We start from the raw sequence: 24371 nt of genomic DNA on the forward strand, positions 1-24371 counted from the left end.
GCCTTGCCCCAATCTTCAAATATTCTGACTCGATTGATGATCTAGTTTTCCCATAGCTTAAGCTTAGTATCTGGGAATAGTGCGATCGACCGCGATCGAATAGGCATCAATCCCACCGATCACATTTTTGACATTACTAAACCCCTGCCGCGCTAGCCATTGACACATTTGTTGCGATCGCATCCCATGATGACACATCACCAGGGTGAGGGCATTGGGATCAAGTTTCTTTGCTACTTGCCCCGACCACTCGGCAAATTGGCTCAGCGGCAAGAAGGTAAACCCTGCCACATGGGCGATCGCAATTTCATCTGGTTCGCGCACGTCGATTAATTGCAGGCTGGGATCGGCTGCGGCGATCAAGTCAGCTAGCTGATCAACATGGATTTGGGGAATTGCTGGTGGTTGTTCGGCGTAACTCATAAGGCTTTGGCAAAGAGGTTGAAATGTTGCGATCGATATGATTTTGATTTTAATTAACTACCCTGACTATGCAACCAGGAAAGACCTTGATTGCCCTAATGATTAAACATAGAAAAAATAAACGATCTTAATTCTCAGCCTAAACCAAACCCGTTGCCATCACAATTCAGTTTTCCTATTGTATCCATCAGCTAGCTACCGCAAATTAGTCACTCGAATAGATGAGAATCACTAGCCGAATAACGATCGCATCAATAAATTTATGTTTGATCTCAACTGCAAATCTATGGAGCTACCGATCGACTAGCGACCGTTTGATCGCCCCCGAGAACATTAACAAAACCCTAAGATTGCCCTGATCTAGCCTGGCTTGTGACTTACCCTACAGGATCTTCTAGGTAATCTCACTTATACTGACAAATGCTGTGGAAAAATCCAGACAAGCAGCATTGCAGCTAACTAGTTTGGTGAATATTATATGCAACTAGCAGACCGCGTAAAACTGACATTCCCGAAAGCTGCCGACATTCCGGCAGAATTTGACATCCCCAAGCCGATCGATCAAAAGCTATATCTGATCAACGGCGAACTCCGTTATTGGGAAGGTGCTCAGGAAGAAGCATATTCGCCCATTTATGTGGGTGGGGAAAGTGGCTCATCGCCCAAACTAATTGGTAAATTTCCACTCCTAACCGAGAAAGAATCCCTAGAAGCCCTGGATGCAGCAGTGAAAGCCTATGACAAGGGGCGTGGCATCTGGCCAACCATGTCGGTTAGCGATCGCATTGAGCGGGTGCAAGATTTCGCCTATCGGATGGAAGAGCGCCGCGATGAAATTGTCAATTTGTTGATGTGGGAAATTGGCAAATCTTATAAGGACTCAGCCAAAGAATTCGATCGCACCATTCAATACATTGGCGACACGATCGATGCCCTCAAGGATCTCGATCGCAGCTCATCGAGGTTTGTAATTGAGCAGGGGATTATTGGCCAAATTCGGCGATCGTCCCTGGGGGTGGCGTTGTGTATGGGGCCATCCAACTATCCCCTCAATGAAACCTTTACTACCTTCATTCCGGCGATCATCATGGGTAACACGGTCGTGTTTAAGCCACCCCGCCCCGGTGTGATGCTCTATTATCCAATGCTGGAAGCCTTCCGTGATTCCTTCCCGCCTGGCGTAATTAATACCATTTATGGCGCTGGCCGCGAAGTGATTCCGCCTTTGATGCCCACTGGTAAGGTGGATATTCTGGCCTTCATTGGCTCTAGTAAGGTGGCCGATTCCCTCAAAAAGCAACATCCCAAGTCCCACCGATTGCGTTGCGCCCTGGGTCTGGATGCCAAAAATCCTGGGATTATTTTGCCCTCGGCGGATCTGGACTTAACCGTTCAAGAATGCCTGCTCGGCACGCTTTCTTATAATGGCCAGCGTTGCACCGCTCTGAAGATGTTGTTTGTGCATACGCAAATTCTCGATCGCTTCCTGGAAAAGTTTACCAAGGCAGTTGATGGCCTCAAATGTGGGATGCCCTGGGAGCCAGATGTCAAAATTACGCCAGTGCCAGAGGGTAGGGCTAAATATTTCCTGGAGTTGATCGCTGATGCGGAAAAACATGGCGCTCAGGTAATCAACGCCGATGGAGCCCAAACTAGCAATACCTTCTTCTCGCCGACAGTGGTTTATCCGGTGAATAGTCAAATGCGTCTATATCGGGAAGAGCAATTTGGCCCCGTGGTGCCGATCGTGCCGTTTAATGACATCGAAACACCGATCCAATATATTGCTGACTCCCAGTATGGCCAGCAGGTGAGCATTTTTGGTCAGGACATTGATCTAATTGCCAAATTAATCGATCCGCTGGTGAATCAGGTTTGCCGCGTGAACATCAATAGCCAGTGCCAGCGGGGCCCCGACAGTTTCCCGTTCAATGGCCGCAAGGACTCGGCGGAAAGCACTCTTTCGGTATCTGATGCATTGCGTACCTTTTCGATCCGCACGATCGTGGCCACCAAGGAAGCAAGCGCCAATAAAGCAATGGTGACCAAGATTGTGCGTGAGCATAAGTCTAATTTCCTCTCGACTGACTTTATTCTCTAAGTTAGTTTTAGGCACGTGAATAGCTAATTTACATTGATATATGTAATTGATTGAGGTGGGCGATCGCTCACCTTTTTTATGTTTTTATGTTTGATTTTAAATGGGGATTTAGATCGGTTTTGATATGGCATGAGTGTTGATGTAATTACAGCCCAAATAGGCCGGTAAAACAATATTTCTAATGCAGATTGATGCAGCGATCATGCCCATAATCGATTGAATAGTGGTTTTGATCGACGTAATTCCAGTTGGTTTATGCATATTTGTGTGTATTAAAATTACACTTTGCAAGCATACTTACCTGTCTATTTAAATTAGTTTTGCTGGTAAATCAATTGCTATAAAAATTAATACTTACGATCATAAATCCAAGTAATGCAGTGCTTGATTAGTTAACACCTTCGATCGCTAATTTGAACGCCAAAATAGGCAACACAAACGGCATAAATAATAATTGACTCCGACTTGAATGTGTAGTAGCCTGCCTATCCAGAAGCCTATGCTTTTTTAATGCATAATTAATGCGTTTCTAGGGCACTGCTTCGGTCATATTGTGGTTTAGCATCTGAGGGGCATCGCCTATGCAGTCCCATTTAATTAGTAGTGGCAATGGAGCTAAAACCGTTGCCCTAGTTCCCGGTGGCATGCCAAGTCGGAGCATTCTGGGCATCGATGCCAGCGAGTTTTTGGTCGGTTTAATAATTCTGGTGATTTAGCCTTATTTATTGAGTCTGATGGGGTGGAGGGAATTAGCGATCGGGATGATTTAGTTGCCATATTTACTGGCCTTAATTCTAGCGATCAAATCACTCAAAATCTTGTTTTTATTTAGCAGTAGCGATCGCAAAATAAAGCTAGTTGTTTGTTCAGAAACTTAGAAGACTTAGAAGACTAAAAAGCTGAAAGATTAAAAAGACTAATTAAATTATTCATCTTTAATTACTGTCTAATTGAAACTATCTAAATACCGATAGAGATACCAATGGAGCTAAATAAAAAGCTGTTAGTAAATATATTTGACTCTAATTTGTTAGTTAATAAATTGTTCTTTGTTGCCCAATCTAACTGCCGGAATAACTACCAGAATAACTACCAGGATCGCTCCCGATTAATTGCCAATTAATGATCAATCTGTATTGCCGCAGTGATTCTCGCCAGAGTCAAGCGCGATCGCTGAGGAGTTAATTAGCCAAGCTGCCTTGCCTTAATTCACAAGTTTAGATTTGCAGGCTTAGATTCATAAATCTTAGTAAGAGAAAATCATTGCCCCATCGTGTGACCGAAAGTTTCTAGTTCAAAGAGGAGTGAGCAGGAGAATGGCTGACCAAAACCAAATTTCGTTGACGACACAACTACCTATTACAAACGATCGAGACCTGGTAGCTGCTTTACCATCACCTGTAGCGGCGATCAGCGCCCCGACCTTTGATATTGACTTCGAGGGCATCACCAGTAACGAATCTGGATTCATCCCGCCCGATCCGAATGTGGCTGTGGGGTCCAACCATGTGGTGGGGATCGTTAATTCCAATCTGGATATCTATGCTAAAGACGGCACCAGGGATGCTGGCTCGCCCCAAACCCTTTTTGACTTTTTCCCTGCTGGGGTGAGAATACCTGCTGGTAATAGTCCCGGTGAACCCTTTGACCCCAAAATTATTTTCGACCAGTTCAACGATCGCTTTGTGGCGGTGGCTTCACAACTTTCTGGCTTAGATACTGGCGAAACGTCTGATGATCAATCCCGGATTCTGGTGGGTGTTTCGGAAACGGATGATCCCACTGGTAACTGGAATTTTGGTTTTATTGACTCAGCGATCGATATTAACGGTATCGACAGTTGGGCGGATTTTCCTGGGCTGGCGATCGACGAAGAAGCTGTTTATATTACCTCTAATCAGTTTGGCTTTGGTGCGGGGAATGACATCTTTCAGGGATCGCGGCTGTGGATTGTGCCCAAGGGCGATGGCGGCGGCGGTATTTATGATGGCGGTGCACTTAATCCCAGTGAAGCGTTTGATCCTTCGACCGAGGCAGGCATTACGCAGCAGTTCACGCTGCAACCAGCGCATATTTTTGGCAATACCCCTGGTGATGTGGGTACATTCCTGGTTAGCTCGGAGGTCACCAATGCCACCGATCGCCTCAGTGTAATTCGGATCGACAACCCCTTATCAATTACCCCCGTTTTCACTGGTCAATTTGTGGATCTGGGTGGGGATATTCATGACAATACAATTCCGTTTCCGGATGCGCCGCAGCTAGGCGGGGGCACTGACATTGATACGGGCGACGATCGCATTTTGCAAGCAGTATGGCGCAATAGTAGCCTCTATGCCGTGAATACGATTGTGCCTACGGCTGGAGTTGATGTTGGCGAGGCAACCGCCCATTGGTATCAGATTGATACTACGACGCTGGACTCATTACTAATCCAGGATCAAGGTGACATTGGTGGACTTTTGCTACCCGCGAATACCAGCACTTTCTATCCATCGATCGCCGTAGACAACCTCAATAATCTGGGTTTTGGCTTTTCGGCCTCTGGGCCTAATATTTTCCCTGGTGCTTTTTACACGGCCAGAGCTACTACTGATCCGGCCGGCACAGTTCTGGATACAGTTACTTTACGGGCAGGGCTAGGCAACTATGAATCCCTGGATATCAATAATGACAATCGCTGGGGGGATTATTCTGGCATTGCCCTAGATCCCAGCAGCAACTCCTTCTGGATTTTTAATCAATATTCCCAAGATCCCGCCCTTGATGCCGATCCACCCAGCCCAACGACTACTGATGATTGGCTAACTGTATTTGGCAGCTTTGCGGTAGAAGATCTGCCAGATTTGACCGCCACCAAGACCGATAGCGCCGATCCAATTACTGCCGGTGCGCCACTGACCTATGACATTACTGTCACCAATAATGGTGGTTTGGTGGCCACCAACATTGAACTCACCGATACCTTGCCGGATGGGTTTGTGGTCAATACGATCACCAATTTGGATGGTGGTGGCTTTATAGTAGATAGTCAGGTTGGGCAGGTAATTACCTTTACCAGTGGCACTTTGATGCCTAGCCAAAGTAGTATTCTGCGGATCGAAGGCACTGCACCAATCACTGAAGGGATTGTCAATAATACGGTGGTGCTTGATCCCAATGACCTGATCGCGGAAGGGGACGAGGATAACAATACGATCGTTGAAACCACCGAGATCCTGCCGCCCCCGGCCTTTTCGATCGATGATGTAGAAGTGGTTGAAGACGATGCGGGTACGGTGAATGCCGAATTTACGGTCAGTCTGTCCTTTGATCCCCTTAATCCGGTTACGGTGGATGTGGCAACTGCTGATAATACTGCCACCCTGGGCGATGCTGACTATGTCCAGGTGCCCACCATGCAGCTTACCTTTAATCCCGGCGATCCACTTACCCAAACTGTCACCGTAGTCGTGAATGGCGACGGGACGATCGAGGATAATGAAACCTTCTTTGTCGATCTAAGCAATGTCAGTGCCAATGCCACGATCGATGATGCTCAGGGGATTGGCACGATTATTAATGACGATGGCCCCACCTTCAGTGTTGATGATGTGGCAGTGCTGGAAGGGGATGTAGGTACTGCTGACTTGATGTTTACGGTGAGCATATCTGAAAATCCCGCTGCTGCTGCCACTGTGGATGTCGCCACCGCTGATGGTACCGCACTGGTGGGGTTGGGCGACTACAACGCTCTGGCCACGCAGCTTACCTTCAATCCCGGCGATCCGTTGATGCAGACCGTCACGGTGATCGTCAATGGCGATGAAGCCACAGAACCGAATGAAACCCTTTTCCTGGAACTGAGCAATGCCACCAACGCTAGTATCTTTGACGATCAGGGAGTTGGCACAATCACCAATGATGATTTTCCAGAACTGAGTATTAACAATGTCTCAGTAATTGAAGGCGATGATGGCACGACCGCGGCTACCTTCATGATCACCCTATCGGAAAATACACCGATGGTGGTTGAGGCTGATATTGCCGTGAATGATGGCACCGCCACGATCGCTGATAACGATTACAACCCACTGGCGGTTAATAAGGTGATCTTTAATCCCGGTGCGCCTTTGGTACAAACGATCACAGTTCAGGTCAATGGTGATACGGCGGTAGAACCCGATGAAACCTTCACGGTGGATTTGAGTAATCCAGTTAATGTGGTGCTGAATGATGACAGTGGCCTGGGCACAATCCTGGATGATGATGCAGTGATTCCGCCGCCACCTACCTTGCCCAATCTCAGCATTGACAATGTCAGTGTGACGGAAGGGGATGATGGCACTACGGATGCCACCTTTACGGTCAGTTTGGATGCGGCTGCGGCAGATACTGTGACGGTGGATTTTGCCACCGCTGATGATACGGCCACCAGCTCCGACAATGATTATGCTACCAACGCGGGTATGTTGACCTTTGTGCCTGGCGATCTGACTGAGGAGATTACTGTGCAGGTCAATGGTGATACTACCGTAGAACCCGACGAGACCTTCCTGGTCAATCTCAGTAATGCCATGAATGCGGCGATCGCTGATGGTAGTGGCACTGGCACGATCGTCAATGACGATGAAGAAGTCGCACCGCCAGAACCGGCTGGGATTACAGTTGAATTGCTAACCGCTGCCCTGACTAATGAAGCTGGAGGGAGAGCCAGATTTTCAGTCGTCCTGGATAGCCAACCAACTGCTAATGTAATTATTGCGATCGCCAGCGATGATACCTCCGAAGGTAATGTCTCACCCACCAATTTAATCTTTACGCCCACCAATTTTAATCAGCCCCAAACTGTGACAGTGACAGGCGTAGATGATGATATAGTTGACGGCAATATTTTTTATTCTGTGCTGACAGCCCCAGCCGTGAGCGCTGATAACAGATATAACGGCCTAAACGCAGACGACATTGAGCTAACCAATATCGATAATGACTTTAGTAGTGATATAGATGAGCCAGTAGATATGAACCCAACTCCAACGCCTTCCCCAATCAACTTTGTGCAAATTTTTGGTACTCCTTTTAATGACACGATCGTCGGTAGTATTAATAACGACTCGATCGCAGCTCTGTCCGGTGAGGACGTAGTTGCTGGACTATCCGGTGCTGATTCGCTCAAAGGTGAAGACGGTAACGACTCCTTGAACGGCAACCAGGGCAATGACACGATCTTTGGTGGCAACGACAATGACACGATCTATGGTGGCCGTGACAGCGATACGCTGTTTGGCAATCTAGGGCGCGATGTGCTCAATGGCAACCTGGGTGATGATGTTGTGCGCGGCGGCAAGGGCAATGACACGGTACGCGGTGGCAAAGATAATGACTTTTTGTTTGGCGATCTTGGTAGCGACTTCCTGCTAGGCGATCTTGGTAATGATGTGCTGCGCGGCGTGGCCGATCCCTTTGACTTCCTCAACACGATCGACCTAGACGAACGCGATACCCTGGTGGGTGGTCAGGGCTTTGATACGTTTATTCTGGGTGATGAAACCCGCGCTTTCTATGATGATCAAAACAACACCAACCCTGGGGTTGATTCCTATGCTACGCTGCTGGACTTCAATATCAATGAAGATACGATCGTCCTGAATGCATTCCGTGAGTATTTGGTGCTGGATACGCCTTCTGGTTTCCCACCGGGCGCAGCGATTTATATCCGTGATGGTTTTGGTAATCTGAGTGCCAACAATGAGTTAATTGCAGTGTTGGAAAATGTCGATCCATCGACGGGGATTGAATCCAGGTTTGTATTTGTCTAGGCAATCGGCCAGGTAATTACCTAGAAACCAAAATTTAGCGATCGAAGCTGGTATGGATCTGGATCTAGAAACTAGAAACTAGAAGTTGCGATCGTTAAAGGTTAATTGTGAAAGTTTAATCATGAAAGTTTATAAGGTCTAAACCACATAAACTCCCCTGAGGGGGAAGTGGCGGTATGCTAGCGCTAATTTCAGATTTACCTACTTCAGAAATGGAGGCGGCGATCGCAAATTAGTCAGGGCATATCGCTTTTTATTGCTTAAATGTGATCAATCTAAGTGCGATCAATTTAAGTGTAATAAATTAAGTGTAATAAATCTAAGTTCACCGGATCTTTGTAATCCCTGACAGACTTTGACCGGAGAGTCTCTGAAAACCCTATTGCACTGTCAGTGATCGTTTTTTGTTGAGCTGATGTTGATTGAGTCTGAGCAAATCTCTAGGCCAAGGTTAAAGCTAATTTGCTAAACTCAATTTGCTGATCTTGTCGTAATCGCAAACCACGAAAATCATTGTGGATGTTGATCGAGTTGTTCTAGTTGAGTAGACATCTGCTCTCGATCGCAATTCCTTGTTAATTATTGTGATACAAAAATCAGCATTAGCAAGACTTACTTCTGGAGTGATTGAATATGGGCGATCGCACACTTTTATTAGTCGATGGGCATTCCCTGGCCTTTCGCTCCTACTATGCCTTTGCCTATCGCCAGGATGGCGGCCTGCGCACCTCCACTGGTATTCCCACCAGCATTTGCTATGGTTTCTTAAACTCGTTGCTGGAATTCCTCAAGCGCCAACAACCCGACGCGGTGGCGATCGCCTTTGATCTGGCTGCGCCAACCTTTCGCCACAAAGCCGATGATACCTACAAGGCAGGGCGACCGGAAACCCCCGCAGATTTCATTCCCGATCTCAAAAATTTACAACGACTGCTGGCGGCGATGAATATCTGCACCACCACCGCCGAGGGCTATGAAGCTGATGATGTAATCGGGACGCTCACTAAAAAGGCGATCGCCCAGGACTATGCGGTCAAGATTTTTAGCGGCGATCAGGACTTGTTTCAATTGATCGACGATGCTAAGCAGGTTTCGGTGATGCATCTGGGACGAGGTGACAAAATGGGCGAATTCCACGCCGCTGAAGTGGTCGAAAAGCTGGGCATCACGCCGGAGCAAGTGGTTGACTATAAAGCTCTGTGTGGTGATAGCTCCGATAATATCCCTGGCGTAAAGGGCATTGGCAGTAAAACGGCGGCGAAGCTGTTGGCGGAATATGGCAGCCTGGAAAATGTGCTGGCGGCGATCCCCACCATGAAAGGGGCGGTCAAGAAAAAGTTGGAAGCAGGAGTCAAGGCGGCGCAGCATTCGCAATTTATGGCGCAAATTGAATGCAACACACCGATCGAGGTGGAACTGGAGCATTGCCAGTTGGTGGGTTTTAATGTCGATACGCTAATCCCATTGTTAGAGGAATTGGAGCTAAAACGATTCATCAGCACGATCGATAAGATCCAGGTGAAGCTGGGCGGTGAGCCGATTGATCCAGATAGTAAAAGTAACAACAAACCCAAAAAGATAGCTACTAAGGTTAAAAATTCAGGGCAATCAGATCAGAGCGACGACGATCTCTGGTTTGATTTTGAAGAGCCCGATCCCGATGCTATGGATACAGCCCAATCGATCGAGGCGATCGCACTGGATGTCCAGATCATTGATACTGAGGCAAAACTAAATGAGCTAATCAATAAAATTAAAACCGCCACTCAACCGGTGGCCTGGGACACGGAAACTACTTCGCTCAACCCACGCCAGGCCGAAATAGTGGGGATCGGCTGCTGTTGGGGTGACACGATCGCGGATGTGGCCTATATTCCGCTCCGTCATCTGATCAGCGCCGAAAATACTGAAAATACTGATAATACCGATGCGGCTGAAAAAGATCCTGAGACCGCTAACAGCCAAAATCTTGATCCAGACATAGCGATCGCTGCCCTGCGGCCAATCCTGGAGAGTAATCAATATGCCAAAGTATTTCAAAATGCCAAATACGATCGGCTGGTATTTCGCAATGCGGGGATTATGGTGCAAGGGGTGGTGTTTGATACCATGATCGCTAGCTATGTGGTTGATCCAGAGGCCAGCCATAACCTCAGTGATATGTCGCGGCAATATTTGCAAATCAATCCGGTGGGCTATAAGGAACTGGTGGGGAAGCGCAAGTCGATCGCCGAGGTGGAGATCGCCGCAGTGGCGCAATATTGCGGTTGTGATGCCTATACCACTTATAAAATCAAACCAATTTTGCAGGCCAAACTAGAAGCCGAGCCAGATTTATTAAAGCTGTTTCAAGAGATTGAACTGCCCCTGGAACCAGTCCTGGCCGAAATGGAATGGACAGGCATCCGGATCGATAAAGACTATCTCGCCAATTTCTCGCAGGAGCTAGAAACCGACCTGGAGTCGATCGCCGCTAAATCATATGCTGCTGTGGGCAGGGAATTTAATCTTAATTCGCCTAAGCAACTGAGCGAGATTTTACTAGAGCGGCTGGGCGAAAAGTTCACCAAGAAATCACGCAAGAGCAAAACTGGCTATTCCACTGATATTAATGTTTTGCATAAGTTGCAGGGTGAAGACGAGCTGATCGACCTGATGATCGAGCATCGCAGTCTGGCTAAACTCAAGTCTACCTATGTGGATGCCTTGCCCGCGCTGGTGGATAGTCGTAGCGATCGGGTGCATACGGACTATAACCAAACCGTGGCGGCAACGGGGCGATTGAGTAGTTCTAATCCCAATTTGCAAAATATTCCGATCCGCACTGCCTTTAGTCGGCGGATAAGGGCGGGTTTCTTGCCTGAACAAGATTGGCTACTGGTTTCGGCGGATTATTCCCAGATCGAATTGCGGATCCTGGCGCATCTGGCGCAAGAGCCAGAACTGGTCAAAGCCTATAACCAGGGCGATGATGTGCATACGCTTACGGCACAGCTATTGCTGGAAAAAGAAGAAATCAGCAGTGAAGAACGTCGCCTCGCCAAGATCATTAACTATGGCGTGATTTATGGCATGGGAGCCCGTAAGTTCAACCGTGAAACTGGGGTTTCGGTCAAGGAAGCACAGCAGTTTATTGATGCCTTCTATCAGCGCTATGCCAAGATTTTTGAATATATGCAAACCGCAGAAACAGAAGCAGAAGCCAAGGGATATGTCACCACGGTGGCGGGGCGGCGGCGCTATTTCCGCGATCTCAAGCGGATGAATGGCTATCGCAAGGCGGCTTTGTTGCGATCGGCGGTGAACACGCCAATTCAGGGCACAAGTGCCGATATTATCAAAATTGCGATGGTCAGTTTGCATGAACTAATGCAGGCATACGAGGCGCGATTGCTGTTGCAGGTGCATGATGAACTGGTGTTTGAAGTGCCAGAAGCAGAGCTAGATGAATTGTTACCCCTGATTAAGTCCACGATGGAATCAGCCCTACCGCTGTCGGTGCCCCTGGTGGTGGATGTGCATGTGGGTAAAAACTGGATGGAGGCGAAGTAATCTAATTAACCTCATCAAGCCAATTGGTTTGGCATAGGCGATCGCTATTATTTGGGGCAATATCCCTAATGGTTAAGCACGAAAATTATGATGCTTGCTGCTCTGATCGAGTAATTACCATATCTGGATTACGATCCCTCATATTTACATTGGTCGAATACGACCGATCTTAATTATTTACTAACTAAACACCCGACCCTGTTCTACCTGCAAAACCTGGGAATCCTGCAGCCATTGGGCATCAAACGAGCCCAGGTGGGTAGTGGTAATAATAGTTTGCACCCGATCGGCGATCGCATTGAGCAGGCGATCCTGGCGGGTCAGGTCTAGTTCTGCCAAGACATCATCCAGTAATAACAACGGTGGCTCACCAATGATCGTCTCGATCAATTCCAACTCCGCCAATTTCAACGCCAATACCAGCGTGCGTTGTTGCCCCTGGGAGCCATATTCCCTGGCCGGGGTTTGATTGATTAATAAATTCACTTCATCGCGGTGCGGCCCCACCAACGATCGCCCCTGTTGCAACTCCGCGATCGCCTTATGTTTTATTTGCGCCAGCAGAGCAGTTTGAATTGCTTCGGCGGCATTTTCCTGATTAAAGTCAACGGCTTGATCCAGCTTGGGGGCATAAACTAGCTCCAACACCTCGCTACCACCACTGATGCTGTGGTGCCATTTTTTGGCGATCGGTGCCAGCCGTTCAATCAACCGCGATCGCCGCCGCGCTAATCTACTACCTGCGATCGCCAATTGGGCATCCCACAGTGCCATCTGTTGTGGATCTGCTTTAGGTTGAGTAGCAGGGCGATCATTTTGATCAAATTTATCAAATTTATCAACGCGATCTGGCTCAGCGACGCTATATTTTGGCGATTGCCATTGCTCAGCATGTTTTTGCTGATTCTGTTGGTGTTGTTGGTTTCTCTGGCGCATGGACTTGAGCAAAGCATTACGCTGCTTGAGCACCTGGTTATATTGCTGCAAGATGCTGGCATAGATTGGTTCCAGTTGCACCAACACACTATCGAGCCAATTACGCCGATTTTCGGGGCCACCCCTCACCAGGTCTAGATCCAGGCTGGAAAAAGCTACCGCATTGAGTTGACCCAGAAACTCAACCTGCCGCCCTACCCTCACCCCATTCACCGATAGACTTCGCCGCCCAGAGCTACGCAATTTTAGGTCTAGTTCAATCGGCGCAAAGACCCGATCGCAACTGGCATTGATCTCAGCGATCGCGGCATTATTTTGCACCAGATCCCGATCGCGGCTCACCCGATAGGACTTGAGCGTGGCCAGTAATTGCACTGATTCAAGCAAATTAGATTTGCCCTGGGCGTTATTGCCCACAATAATGGTCTTTGGCGTGGCAAACTCAACGATCTGTTGATCATAATTGCGGAAATGTCTGAGCTGAAGGCGATTGAGATACATTGAAATAATTGCCGCAAATTGAAGCGTCTTAAATTATGCGCAAGTAGCATCATACCCAATATTGAAGTTAAGGCTTTGGGTTTGCTTAACGTTTTAGCGATCGATCGCAAGCTCATCCTATTTAGGCGTTACATAATCGAACCCTTGCAAAAGCCTAATCTTGCAACTATTGCAACCAGAGGATAATGACCAATTTTACCTATTCCAGCATCATTAGTGCCCCCGTTGAGACTGTATGGAATTTCCATGAGCGCCCCGATATTTTAGAACTGCTCAATCCACCCTGGCAATCGATCAAGGTGGTGCGACGTGAGGGTGGTTTAGAAGTAGGTGCAACTTCTGAGTTTAAAATTTTTGTGGGGATTATTCCAATTAAGTGGATCGCTAAGCATGTGGAGTATGAAAAATTTCGGTTGTTTGCCGATCAGCAAATTGAAGGGCCGTTTCAAAAATGGTTCCATCGCCATGAATTCGAGCCGATCGATGCAAACACCATGAAGCTGACCGATCGGGTGGAGTTTGTGTTGGCGGAAGGTTGGCTGATCGAGCAAATTAGTGGCAGTTGGGTATCAGGCCAACTCCAGGATTTGTTTACCTATCGCCACATGGTGATCAAACGTGAGTGCGAAAAGCAGGGCTAATCTTTCTGCTGGAATTATTTACTGATTATTTACCTGTGTTCTTGCGAGTTGCTACCTGATCCATAAAATATAGAATATCCATGAGCCGCGATCGCCACCCAATCGCCACCCAGCAGATTTTTTTTCAACCCAGAAGTTTTGTTTAGGTAGCTTATAAGTTAAGCTAGATCGGTTTGCAATCCATGCATAAGTGCTAGAATATTAGCCCGCAAGAATTTTTGTTTGTAAACCTCTGTAGTTTAGTTGTTCTATAGTCTCGCTACTTCAATATCATGCCTAAAGCTGACATCCACCCCCAGTGGTACCCTGAAGCCAAAGTAATTTGCAACGGCGAAGTTGTCGCCACGGTTGGCTCCACTCAACCCGAATTGCAAGTAGACGTATGGTCAGGCAATCATCCTTTCTATACTGGTACCCAAAAAATCATTGATACGGAAGGTCGTGTTGAACGCTTCTTGCGTAAATATGGCATGTCTGGTGGCCCAGAAATTCAAGGCAAGGAAAGCGCCAAAAAAGACGACGAAAAGTAGCTAGGTACAGTGTGATTTAGCATTTAAGTATTATTGACATTACTGTGCTTGATATTACTTAAGTGGCTTGCCCATAATTACGATCGCCTCAACTGCTACCCATACTTAATTCCTATGCCTGCTCCATACCTGCTTCATAAGCTAGAGTCCGTTGAGCAAACCTTTAGTGAACTCACTCGCCGCATGGCCGATCCGGATGTGGCAACCGATCCCTATGAGTTTCAAAGGATCGCTAAGCATCGGTCTTCCTTGGAAGAAACCGTTAATACTTACGAAACCTGGCAGAAGATGGATGCTGATCTCAAATCAGCCAAAGAATTGCTCAAGGAGTCAGATGATCCGGAAATGAGCGAACTGGCCAAGCTGGAAATTGAGGAATTGAGCGGACAACTGGAAGAACTAGAAGAAAAGCTCAAGGTCTTGCTACTACCCCAAGATCCCAACGATGAAAAGAACATCATGTTGGAAATTCGGGCTGGCACTGGTGGCGACGAGGCTAGTATCTGGGCGGGCGATCTACTCCGGTTCTATAGTCGCTATGCTGAAACCCAGGGTTGGCGAGTAAAACTAGTGAGTGAATCACTGGCGGATATGGGTGGCTATAAGGAAGTGATCCTGGAAATCCAGGGCGATCGGGTCTATAGCAAACTCAAGTTTGAATCGGGTGTGCATCGGGTACAGCGAGTGCCAGTCACGGAAACTTCTGGGCGGGTGCATACTTCTACGGCCACAGTGGCGGTGATGCCAGAGGTGGAAGATGTGGAAGTACATATCGATCCTAAGGATATTGAAATTTCCACGGCGCGATCGGGCGGTGCTGGTGGTCAGAACGTCAACAAGGTAGAAACCGCCGCTGACCTGCTCCACAAACCAACCGGAATTAGAATTTTTTGTACCGAAGAGCGATCGCAACTGCAAAACAAAGAACGGGCAATGCAAATTCTGCGGGCCAAGCTCTATGAAATGCAACTGCGTGAACAGCAAGAAGCAGTTACCTCAATGCGGCGATCGCAGGTGGGGACGGGGGCGCGATCGGAAAAAATTCGCACCTATAATTATAAAGATAATCGAGTTACCGATCACCGTCTGGGGTTAAACTTCAACCTACCCCAGGTATTGGATGGCGACATTGAAGAATTGATCCAGAGCTGCATTTCCAAAGACCAACGTGAGCGATTGAAAGAATTGGCTGAGTCGAACGGCGAAGTAGAAGAAGCTCTGTCAGTTTGATGCGGGTTTGATTGATGCGGGTTTGATTCAGCTAAAATTAACCAGCGCCGCTACGATAGATTTTTTTTAGCGATCGTTTGTAAAGCTTAAAGCCTCAAGCCAATCTCCTGAAGAATTCTATGTCATCATAGAGCCATTATCTAGAGATATCGAGGATCTTAAATTAACTAGAACTAACCAGCCCAGTGAGGTAGCAATATTTTGGCGATCGCGCTAATATCCTGGGAATGAAAAGAGCGCTCAATGTATGTACTATCCCACCACCAGCGAACAAAAGTCAGCAAGACAAGAAAAAGTAATCAAAACTCTCAAACGTCTGATTTGGGCTTATTTTTGGTTACTAATTTTTGAAGGTGCATTGCGCAAGTGGATTGTGCCTCCCCTATCTACGCCATTATTAATTGTGCGTGATCCGATTGTGCTGATTGCCTACTTTCAGGCGCTAGAACATGATCTATTCCCCAAAGATAGATTTACCAAATCGATCATCGCTATGGCCTTTCTATTTCTGTTTGTGCATTTGGGGGTGCTGATTATGGAGGGGAATAATCTGCTAAATGTGATCATATTTGGGATGCGCACCAATTTTTTGCATCTGCCCTTCATTTTTCTGATTGCTAAAATATTTGATCTTGAGGATGTAAAAAAGGTCGGCAAATGGGTTTTAATCCTATCGCTGCCGATGGCGCTACTCATGGTGCTGCAATTCAACGTATCACCCGAACATTTCTTAAACCGGGGTGCAGGTGGTGATGGGGTTGGTCAAATTACTGCCAACTTTGGTAAAATTCGCCCCCCTGCTTTATTCTCTTTCTCTAATGGGGTGACTTTTTTCTATGCGCTAGCTACTGCCTTCTTTTTGTTTGGTTTGGTAACCGTCAATGCCTATCCCAATTCTTTAATGGTCTGTAGCGGGATTGGTATTTTGACTGGAGCGATGGTATCGGTCAATCGCGGCTTGGTTCTATCGATCGCTCTGGTAGTAATTGGCTGGCTTTATGGTATCTGGCGGCAAGGAAAACTGTTTGGGGCTACGACTAGGTTGATTGGTTTTGCTGGCTTTCTGGCTATGGTGCTTAGCCTCACGGATTTCTTCCGCAAAGGGCTTGAGGTAACTACCTATCGATTTGAGCAAGGTGGCACAGGCAGAACCATTATTCAGCGGATTTTTGATCGGGTAATCAGCACCATGACTTCTCCATTCCAGGATTTGGATAATGTGCCTCTATTTGGCTATGGCATTGGCATTGGCACTAATGCGGGCTCCAAATTGATCTTTGGGCGGGTCTATTTTTTGGTTTCCGAAGCTGAATGGGGCAGGATTATTTATGAAAGTGGTCCGATCCTGGGTAGTTCTTTCTTGTTGTGGCGCTGTCTTCTGGTTATCTGGCTGGGATTATTTTCGCTCCGCCAACTGGCAAAAGACAATATTTTACCAACGCTGATCTTCAGTGCCACTGCCTACAATCTACTTTTGGGGCAATTTGGGCAGCCAACCGCACAGGGGTTTGCGGCGCTTAGTGCTGGCTTAACCTTGGCAGCTTGCAGGTTACCAGGGGAGAAGCTTTCCTGGCTGTGAGATCTGAGCTGATTATATGCATAATTCAATTTATCAATGCAATGTGCTGATCAATAGTTGCAGGGCTGGTAGATCGCAATGGCTTAATCTCAAAATCATTATCTTCAGTTTGATCAAACAAATCGCTGCTGAAGTAATAGGGCTGCCAGGCGATCGCCAATAAGGACAAATCGGGGCGATCAAGATTCAGTTGAACTTATGTTTAATAACAGGTCTAATAACAGGTTAATCACAACTATCTAGCGCAATTTCCAGAGACCTGTTTAGTAAGAATTAAGAATATTGATCATCTATGTGCAAATATTGCTGCTTCATATCAAGATTACACAATACCTCGCTCAAATAATCGCTAGGCAGAGAGCACAAGAGCAGAACTGGATTAAGGTATTGCTGAATAGATGGTAAGTAGATGGTAAAAAATCAACTATGAAAATCTTGCTGATAGGCAACTACTTAATCGATCGCCAGGAAAGTATGCAGCGGTTTACAAATATGCTGGCAGCGGGGTTGGTCAATCTGGGGCATGAGGTCAGGGTGATTCGGCCAGAACCATTTTGGATTAAGCTTGCATCTAACTTTGCTGGTGGACTGGCTAAGTGGTTCGGTTATGTAGATAAGTTTTTGGCCTTTCCGATCGCCCTCAAACAAGCGATCGCCTGGGCAGAGGTGGTGCATATCTGCGATCACTCCAATGCTTTTTATACTAAATATTTACAGCATGTTCCCCATCTAGTCACCTGCCATGATCTTGCGGCGGTGCGTGGGGCAATGGGCGAAGATACTGATTGTCCTGTTTCCACTACGGGCAAAATTTTGCAAAGCTGGATTCTGAATGGTCTTAAACAAGCCCAACTGGTTGTGTGTGATTCCAGCCATACCAAAAAAGACCTGGAGCGCCTGGCGGGTGGGCAGATGGCGCAGCGCAGCAAATTATTATTACTGGGTTTAAATCATACCTATGGACAAATTTCAGCGGCGGCGATCGCGCAACGCCTGCAAGCATTCCCGCAGTTAGATCTGTCTCAACCATACTTGCTGAATGTCGGTTCTAGTTTGCGGCGCAAAAACAGAGAAGGAGTTTTACAAACTTTTAAGCTAGTTTGCACAAAATTAGCTGCTCAAGCTCCCGATTCAGATTATTTAAATTATGCAGATGATGCTAATGCTCCAGAGATTCTAGGTAGTTTAGATCAGCCAGATAATTCGATCGCGCCAATTACTAATCCTAATCCCCAGCAGATGCAATTAGTATTTGCCGGCTCACCCCTTACCGCCGAACAGGAACAATTAGCCCAGGAATTAAACCTAAGCGATCGGATTGTGCAAATTATCAAACCCGATAATAATCAGCTCGAAGCGCTCTATAATCAAGCTTTTGCGCTGTTATTTCCATCTAAGTTTGAAGGATTTGGCTGGCCAGTGATCGAAGCCCAAGCCTGCGGTTGCCCCGTGCTCTGTAGCGATCGCACCTCCTTACCAGAGGTAGCCGGATCTGGCGCGATCCTGCGAGATGCCGATGATGCAGCAGGGTTTGCCGATGCCGTATTAGAAATATTCAATCATGCCCAAAAACGCCAAAATTTAGTTAGTCTAGGGTTTGCCAATATAAAACGCTTTGAGCCAGCGATCATGATTCAGAAATATGCGGATATTTATGCTGAGCTATTGCATCATTGATTTGTTGAATTCTAGAATCATCGCATTTTCTTGATTTTAAGGGCGATCGCGCTACGATCGTCAGGTAAACCAACCCGATTCCGCCACCCATTAATCCCTCTCATCCAACAGGAGTGAACCATATGCGCAATCTGATTATGGCGATTAGCTTCTTTTTTCCCTGGTTTATGCGCCGTTGGATTCTCAATACATTCTTGGGCTTTGAAATTCATCCCACCAGCCGGATTGGTTTGGCCTGGGTGTTGCCGCGTCGTTTGATCATGGAAGCCCACACCAGCATTGGCCATTTGACTGTGTGCAAAAATCTGGAACTGATCCATATGCATGAATATGCGGTGATTGGTCGCGGTAATTGGATTACTGGCTTTCCACCGATCGAATCGAAGCATTTTGCCCATTTGCCCGATCGTCAACCCCAGTTAATTATGGGCGAACATTCCGCCGTTACCAATCGCCATCTGATCGATTGCACTAGTAAGGTGACGATCGGTAAGTTTGCTACCTTTGCTGGATTTCGATCGCAAATTATGACCCACAGCGTCGATATTGAAAAAGGCCGCCAAACTGCTGCCCCCGTATCGATCGGCGATTATAGCTTTGTTGGTACCGATTGCGTGATTCTGGGTGGTAGCACCCTGCCCAACTATTCCGTGATGGGTGCAAAATCCCTGCTCAATAAAGAATACGAAGAATCCCACCACTTATATGTGGGAATCCCTGCTCGCCCAGTTAAAGCTCTGCCCCAGGATTATCAATACTTCTGCCGCGAAACCGGATTTATTTACTAAGCAAGGGCGATGAAGATTCTGAATGTTATCTCCTCCACTAATCCTGCTAATGGTGGGCCGATCGAAGCGATTCTCCAGATCGCACCACTGTTGATTGAAGCCGGACACACCAGCGAGATTATTAGTTTTGATTTGCCCGATGATGCCTGGTTAGCTAATTATCCGCTCAAGGTTCATGGGATCGGTCCCAGCCAGACCAGCTATGCCTATTGCCCTCGGTTCTTACCCTGGCTGCGGCAAAACGCCAAAAACTACGATCGGATTATTGTGCATGGCCTGTGGCAATATTGCGGCTTTGGCACCTGGTTAGCATTGCGCGATCGCAAATCTAATCCAGAGTTACCACCCTATTACGTCTATCCCCACGGAATGCTCGATCCCTGGTTCAAGAAAACTTATCCGCTCAAGCATCTCAAGAAATTGCTCTACTGGTTGCCGATCGAATATTGGGTGCTAAAAGATGCCGCCGCCACGTTTTTTACTTGCGAAGCCGAAAAAGAACTAGCCAGACAATCATTTGCCATTTATAAATGCAATGAAGTGGTAGTGAATCTGGGCACTGCCAAGCCTCCGGTTGATCGCCACCAGCAACAGCAAGCCTTTTTCGATCAATTCCCCCATTTAAAGGAAACCAGGATTTTACTATTTCTGGGGCGGATTCATGTCAAAAAGGGTTGCGATCTACTCATAGAAGCCTTTGCCCAAATAGCGAACCAAGATCCTAACCTTCAGCTAGTCTTTGCAGGCCCCGATCAGACCAATTGGCAGGCAACTCTGGAAGATCGCGCTCAGGATTTGGGCATAAGTAGCCGGATCACCTGGACAGGGATGTTGCTGGGCGATTCTAAATGGGGTGCATTGCACGCTGCCGAAGCCCTGGTTTTGCCATCCCACCAGGAGAATTTTGGTTTTGTGGTGGCGGAAGCATTGGCTTGTGGTACGCCAGTGTTGATTTCTAATAAGGTGAACATCTGGCAGGAGATCGAAAGCGATCGGGCTGGAATTGTGGCTAACGACGATCTAGCCGGGACGGTGAGCTTGTTGCAACAATGGTTGGCGCTTTCACCGGAACAACGGGAAGAGATGGGACAAAGGGCAGGTAGTTGTTTTCTCGATCGGTTTGAAGCTCATCAAGCGGCAGCGAATTTGATTCAGGCATTAAATAAAAACTAATGTCAATCAATCTATTACACATTACCTATTCGTGTTTTTTGCATTATTTGGTGCGTGATCAACGTTTAACAAGAGCTGGTTTAACGCTAAAGTCGTGTATAATTGAAGTGGTTCCTTTTAAGTAACCATTGTCCATAAAATAACTCTAATTAATTACATAAGAGAGGTGAGTAATCATGTGGAAAGTCCTTGCAATCCTTCAAAACACATTTTTGTTGGAATTGCGGATTGACGATGTGCGATGAATAGTGACTTTTAAAGGAGTCAAGAAAAGTGTTGACCGATTACTTAAATGAAGAGACAAGAGCTAGCCCAAGTAAAAAACACTCAAGGAATGAGCAAGATAAAACGATTAAACGTTTATCCCTTAGTCTCAGTCCAGAACTATATCAAGTTTTGGATTCCCTTGCCGAGTCACAGTCTCTAACTAAAGCTGAAGTTTTGCGTAAAGCAATTGCGACTGAAGACTATATTCAGCGACAAAAAAAAGATGGAGCACAAATCCTGATTAGGCGAGGAGATGAAATTAGTGAGATTGTTTTTCGTTAGCTAGATTAATGCATGGCTCTTGCCTCTAATTGAAAAACCATTAGAGGATAATTGATAATGACAAATCTTGCCGATCGAGGCACAAGGGGCAGTGAGGTGGTTTATGAGGATATCTCCATTGAGTCAGAGTATTTATCTGAACCAGAGGAGTATCCTCTACCCAAGGAAATTCAGCGAGACATCATTAAATCTCTTAACAGAGAACAAGAGAAAACGCGTTCAAAGATAGCTATTATCTTGATTGCTATCTATGGGACAACCCTTCTGGCGTGTTTTTCTGTGTTAGCCGTATCTGTCTTTGATGAGAAAGCAGATAAAGCTTTGGCAAAAGATCTAGCCATAATTTTACTCAATCCAGCAACTGGCATGGCTGCTGGTGCAGTTGGATTCTACCTAGGTACTAGGCAAAAAAAATAGTAAACAATTGATCTCATGTTCAGATTAATGAAAGCTCAGACCCCTGTCTGGGCTATTTTAATAGCTATACGCCATATTAAATAACAGCGATCGATAATCCCATCAAAAATATTAAATGAACAGCTTAAAGAGAGGAGATTACTAGCAATCTCCCGCTCCTCAATCTTCTAGAACGTAAACGTAGTCCGAATTACACCTACAGTCGTAGTATCGTTATTGCTATTCCCCTCTGGGTTAAACAGCACAAACGCACCAGGGGTGATGCTGATATTATCATTCACCTGAAAACGGTAATAGGCTTCCAAATGGTAAGGAGTAGCTCGATCGATGCCTTCCGGTGAAAGTCGCGCAGCACCACTGGCATCAACCCGATAAAGCGGCTGACCAAAGAGCAACCCGGCATTATTCCCTGATTTGAATAAATCGCTGAAGTGAATCCCTGCCATCCAGCTTGTCAGCGTAGTAGAAGCATCCACCGCATTAGAAGCATCATCAACAAAAATGGCTGCACCATAGCCAGACAAGGATATCTTGGGAGACAATCGCCAGTTCACGGTACCACCAAAGGAGTTTAGGTTGACTGGGGTGCCAGCAGATACACCGGCTAAGGAACCAATGTCAGCAGTAGATAGACCTGTACCTAGAATATTGATTTCATGATAACTATTGGCGTAGTTCAAGCCAATATCAAGACTGTCATTGGGTCTGAACGTCAACTGGGTCGCAAAAATGGTACTGCCACTGAATAAACCTGCCCCTAGCGGCGTGGTAGAGACTCCTGGTAGCGCCTCGATCGGTGATTTTTCGGGCAAGCTAGCATTAACACTAGCGTACAAAGCGCGCCAATCTACGCTGGGGGAAATGTCATAAATAAATCCTACCGCTGATGCTAAACCAGAACCCGAAGTCCCACCCGAAACCCGCAACACCGGATTTAAGCTGGCAAAACGAGAAATTGACTCACTCCCTTCACCATAAAAAGGCGTAATTGCTGGGAAGGCATCTGATGTTTCCGCCGCAGTTCCGGCAAACATGGTTAATTTGTCAGCCACAGGAAAGATATACAGCAGTTTGTAAAGCTGAACACTGTTCGCGCTAATACTCTCTAAGGTATTAACATCTACTCCTGGGAATTGGGGCTCAAAGCTGGTGCGCGCGCTACTAGCACTTAACAGCGGTGACGCTAACCCTAAGCTTTCCTGTAGGCTCCCCTGCCCATCAACACCACCCATAAAGTTGTGAGATTGCAATCCCGTAATCAATAAGTCATTACCAGTAAAGCTAGTAGATAAATTCAAGCGTAGTCGATTGACCAGGATAATGTTTGGATCGCCTTGATTTGGAGCGCCACCAGTGGCACCAATCGCAGCAATGATCGCCTCTCCGCTCAGCTTAGTAGTGGTCGAGAACTGTTGCGCTTCTAGTTGGGTTGTTTTGGCTTCGAGCACATCAACGCGACCGCGCAGAGCCGCCAGCTCAGCCGCAAATTCTTCCTGTAGTCTTTGGAGTGCTGCCAAGTCTTCTTTACTGACTTTGTCGGCCAGACCAGATGAAATAATTTCGTTGATTTTATCCAAGCAAGCATTCAAACCAGCCGCAAACTCGTATCTGGTCATGGCGCGCTGGCCACGATAGGTACGATCGGGATAACCGGCAATACAACCGTAGCGTTCTACCAGGGATTGCAACGCCGTGAAGGCCCAATCAGTGGGTTGTACATCCGATAATTGAGATACAGATGTTACTTGGCCAAGTTTGACTGAGGCTCTGGATGAATTTACAAATGATGGCGTGACCGACGACAGGGGGCTAACCGCAAAATCTTGACTTTTTTGCAGTTGGTCGATCGAGGTTAAATCTTTCTGGTTCTTGTGCGGGAAGGCTTGTACAGGTAATGCACCGAAAATGAGACACAAGAATCCTATGCCACTAGCATAAGCTAGTAGATGTTTTGCCATGATAACTCCTCGTATTTATTAAGCTTGATGGAAGAAATTGTGATTTTTAGATATGCTCGTAAAGCGAATTTTAGGCCGATTGAGTAATAGAACCTCTTGGGCTTTGGATTCTAGATATTTACTTGTTTTGAACTAACATGTGTTTTTATAGATAATTGTTTATGGTAGGTGCCTTTGCCTCAAGCTTTTGTCTATATATCTATAGTAAATACTATTTGTGTCAAGAATTAACCACAAACAATATTGATAGTTCTTATGATTGTCATAACCAAGCAACATTTGCGTGATTCTGCGTTTTATGATGCTAGGGGTTCACACAATAACTCGTGGTAGCAAAGCCGATCGCAGTTATTGATATTAGAGCTGAGGTGATCAGTTATTCTTCTGCGATCGATATCAAGGCTTAAGCTGATTCGCAAAGCAAATATAAAATTTTATCAATGCTCTAGCTGCGAGCCATATAAGAGATGATGGATTATAAAGCCTGGAGAAGCTTTGTAAGCTACGCCGAATAAAGC

16 protein-coding genes are annotated in these 24371 nt (G+C 46.5%); 13 read left to right on the forward strand and 3 right to left on the reverse strand.

All coding sequences use genetic code 11. The features are described 5' to 3' along the window. Nucleotides 1-63: 63 nt before the first annotated feature. Nucleotides 64-423 carry a rhodanese-like domain-containing protein gene (locus tag PSE7367_RS09230; RefSeq protein WP_015165097.1) on the reverse strand — a complete coding sequence of 120 codons (360 nt, stop codon included), beginning with the start codon at nucleotides 421-423 and terminating at the stop codon, nucleotides 64-66. 478 nt (nucleotides 424-901) lie between these two features. On the opposite strand from PSE7367_RS09230, the gene PSE7367_RS09235 reads away from it, so the two are divergent. The 4 genes from PSE7367_RS09235 to polA all read left to right on the forward strand — a co-directional run bounded on the left by PSE7367_RS09235 (nucleotide 902) and on the right by polA (nucleotide 11874). Beyond that, the gene (locus PSE7367_RS09235; RefSeq protein WP_015165098.1) at nucleotides 902-2524 is read left to right on the forward strand and encodes an NADP-dependent glyceraldehyde-3-phosphate dehydrogenase; all 1623 of its coding nucleotides are present in this window, start codon (nucleotides 902-904) and stop codon (nucleotides 2522-2524) included. A 581-nt stretch (nucleotides 2525-3105) separates the two neighbouring features. Then, on the forward strand, nucleotides 3106-3240 hold the full coding sequence (locus PSE7367_RS22935) for a hypothetical protein (RefSeq protein ID WP_015165099.1): 135 nt from the start codon (nucleotides 3106-3108) through the stop codon (nucleotides 3238-3240). Nucleotides 3241-3840: 600 nt separating this feature from the next. Further along, complete coding sequence (locus tag PSE7367_RS20360; protein WP_015165100.1) at nucleotides 3841-8322, forward strand: Calx-beta domain-containing protein; 4482 nt, start codon at nucleotides 3841-3843, stop codon at nucleotides 8320-8322. Between the two features lie 633 nt (nucleotides 8323-8955). After that, nucleotides 8956-11874, forward strand: coding sequence for a DNA polymerase I (polA, locus tag PSE7367_RS09250; protein WP_015165101.1), 2919 nt, complete (start codon nucleotides 8956-8958; stop codon nucleotides 11872-11874). A gap of 180 nt (nucleotides 11875-12054) precedes the next feature. Here polA and PSE7367_RS09255 read toward each other — a convergent pair whose 3' ends face one another. Then, a complete protein-coding gene (locus tag PSE7367_RS09255; protein ID WP_015165102.1) occupies nucleotides 12055-13311 on the reverse strand; it encodes a DNA replication/repair protein RecF in 1257 nt (418 codons plus the stop codon). Nucleotides 13312-13496: 185 nt separating this feature from the next. Between PSE7367_RS09255 and PSE7367_RS09260 the strand changes: the two genes are divergently transcribed. The 9 genes from PSE7367_RS09260 to PSE7367_RS09300 all read left to right on the forward strand — a co-directional run bounded on the left by PSE7367_RS09260 (nucleotide 13497) and on the right by PSE7367_RS09300 (nucleotide 21895). Then, a complete protein-coding gene (locus tag PSE7367_RS09260; RefSeq protein WP_015165103.1) occupies nucleotides 13497-13952 on the forward strand; it encodes an SRPBCC family protein in 456 nt (151 codons plus the stop codon). Between the two features lie 272 nt (nucleotides 13953-14224). Then, on the forward strand, nucleotides 14225-14482 hold the full coding sequence (rpmE, locus tag PSE7367_RS09265; protein WP_015165104.1) for a 50S ribosomal protein L31: 258 nt from the start codon (nucleotides 14225-14227) through the stop codon (nucleotides 14480-14482). Nucleotides 14483-14596: 114 nt separating this feature from the next. Beyond that, nucleotides 14597-15712 carry a peptide chain release factor 1 gene (gene prfA, locus PSE7367_RS09270; RefSeq protein WP_015165105.1) on the forward strand — a complete coding sequence of 372 codons (1116 nt, stop codon included), beginning with the start codon at nucleotides 14597-14599 and terminating at the stop codon, nucleotides 15710-15712. Nucleotides 15713-15959: 247 nt separating this feature from the next. After that, nucleotides 15960-17291 (forward strand): hypothetical protein, encoded by a 1332-nt coding sequence (locus PSE7367_RS09275; protein WP_015165106.1) that lies wholly within the window; start codon nucleotides 15960-15962, stop codon nucleotides 17289-17291. Nucleotides 17292-17717: 426 nt separating this feature from the next. Further along, nucleotides 17718-18968: a glycosyltransferase gene (locus PSE7367_RS09280; protein ID WP_015165107.1), complete on the forward strand. Its 1251-nt coding sequence runs from the start codon at nucleotides 17718-17720 to the stop codon at nucleotides 18966-18968. A gap of 122 nt (nucleotides 18969-19090) precedes the next feature. Then, entirely contained in the window at nucleotides 19091-19756 is a 666-nt protein-coding gene (locus PSE7367_RS09285; RefSeq protein ID WP_015165108.1) for an acyltransferase, read from the forward strand. Nucleotides 19757-19765: 9 nt separating this feature from the next. Next, complete coding sequence (locus PSE7367_RS09290) at nucleotides 19766-20929, forward strand: glycosyltransferase (RefSeq protein WP_015165109.1); 1164 nt, start codon at nucleotides 19766-19768, stop codon at nucleotides 20927-20929. Between the two features lie 273 nt (nucleotides 20930-21202). After that, complete coding sequence (locus PSE7367_RS09295; RefSeq protein ID WP_015165111.1) at nucleotides 21203-21478, forward strand: hypothetical protein; 276 nt, start codon at nucleotides 21203-21205, stop codon at nucleotides 21476-21478. A 57-nt stretch (nucleotides 21479-21535) separates the two neighbouring features. Further along, nucleotides 21536-21895 carry a hypothetical protein gene (locus PSE7367_RS09300; protein ID WP_015165112.1) on the forward strand — a complete coding sequence of 120 codons (360 nt, stop codon included), beginning with the start codon at nucleotides 21536-21538 and terminating at the stop codon, nucleotides 21893-21895. Nucleotides 21896-22062: 167 nt separating this feature from the next. Here PSE7367_RS09300 and PSE7367_RS09305 read toward each other — a convergent pair whose 3' ends face one another. Beyond that, the gene (locus PSE7367_RS09305; RefSeq protein WP_015165113.1) at nucleotides 22063-23853 is read right to left on the reverse strand and encodes an iron uptake porin; all 1791 of its coding nucleotides are present in this window, start codon (nucleotides 23851-23853) and stop codon (nucleotides 22063-22065) included. Nucleotides 23854-24371: the final 518 nt, after the last annotated feature.

It is taken from the genome of Pseudanabaena sp. PCC 7367, from assembly GCF_000317065.1.
GTDB lineage: Bacteria > Cyanobacteriota > Cyanobacteriia > Pseudanabaenales > Pseudanabaenaceae > Thalassoporum > Thalassoporum mexicanum.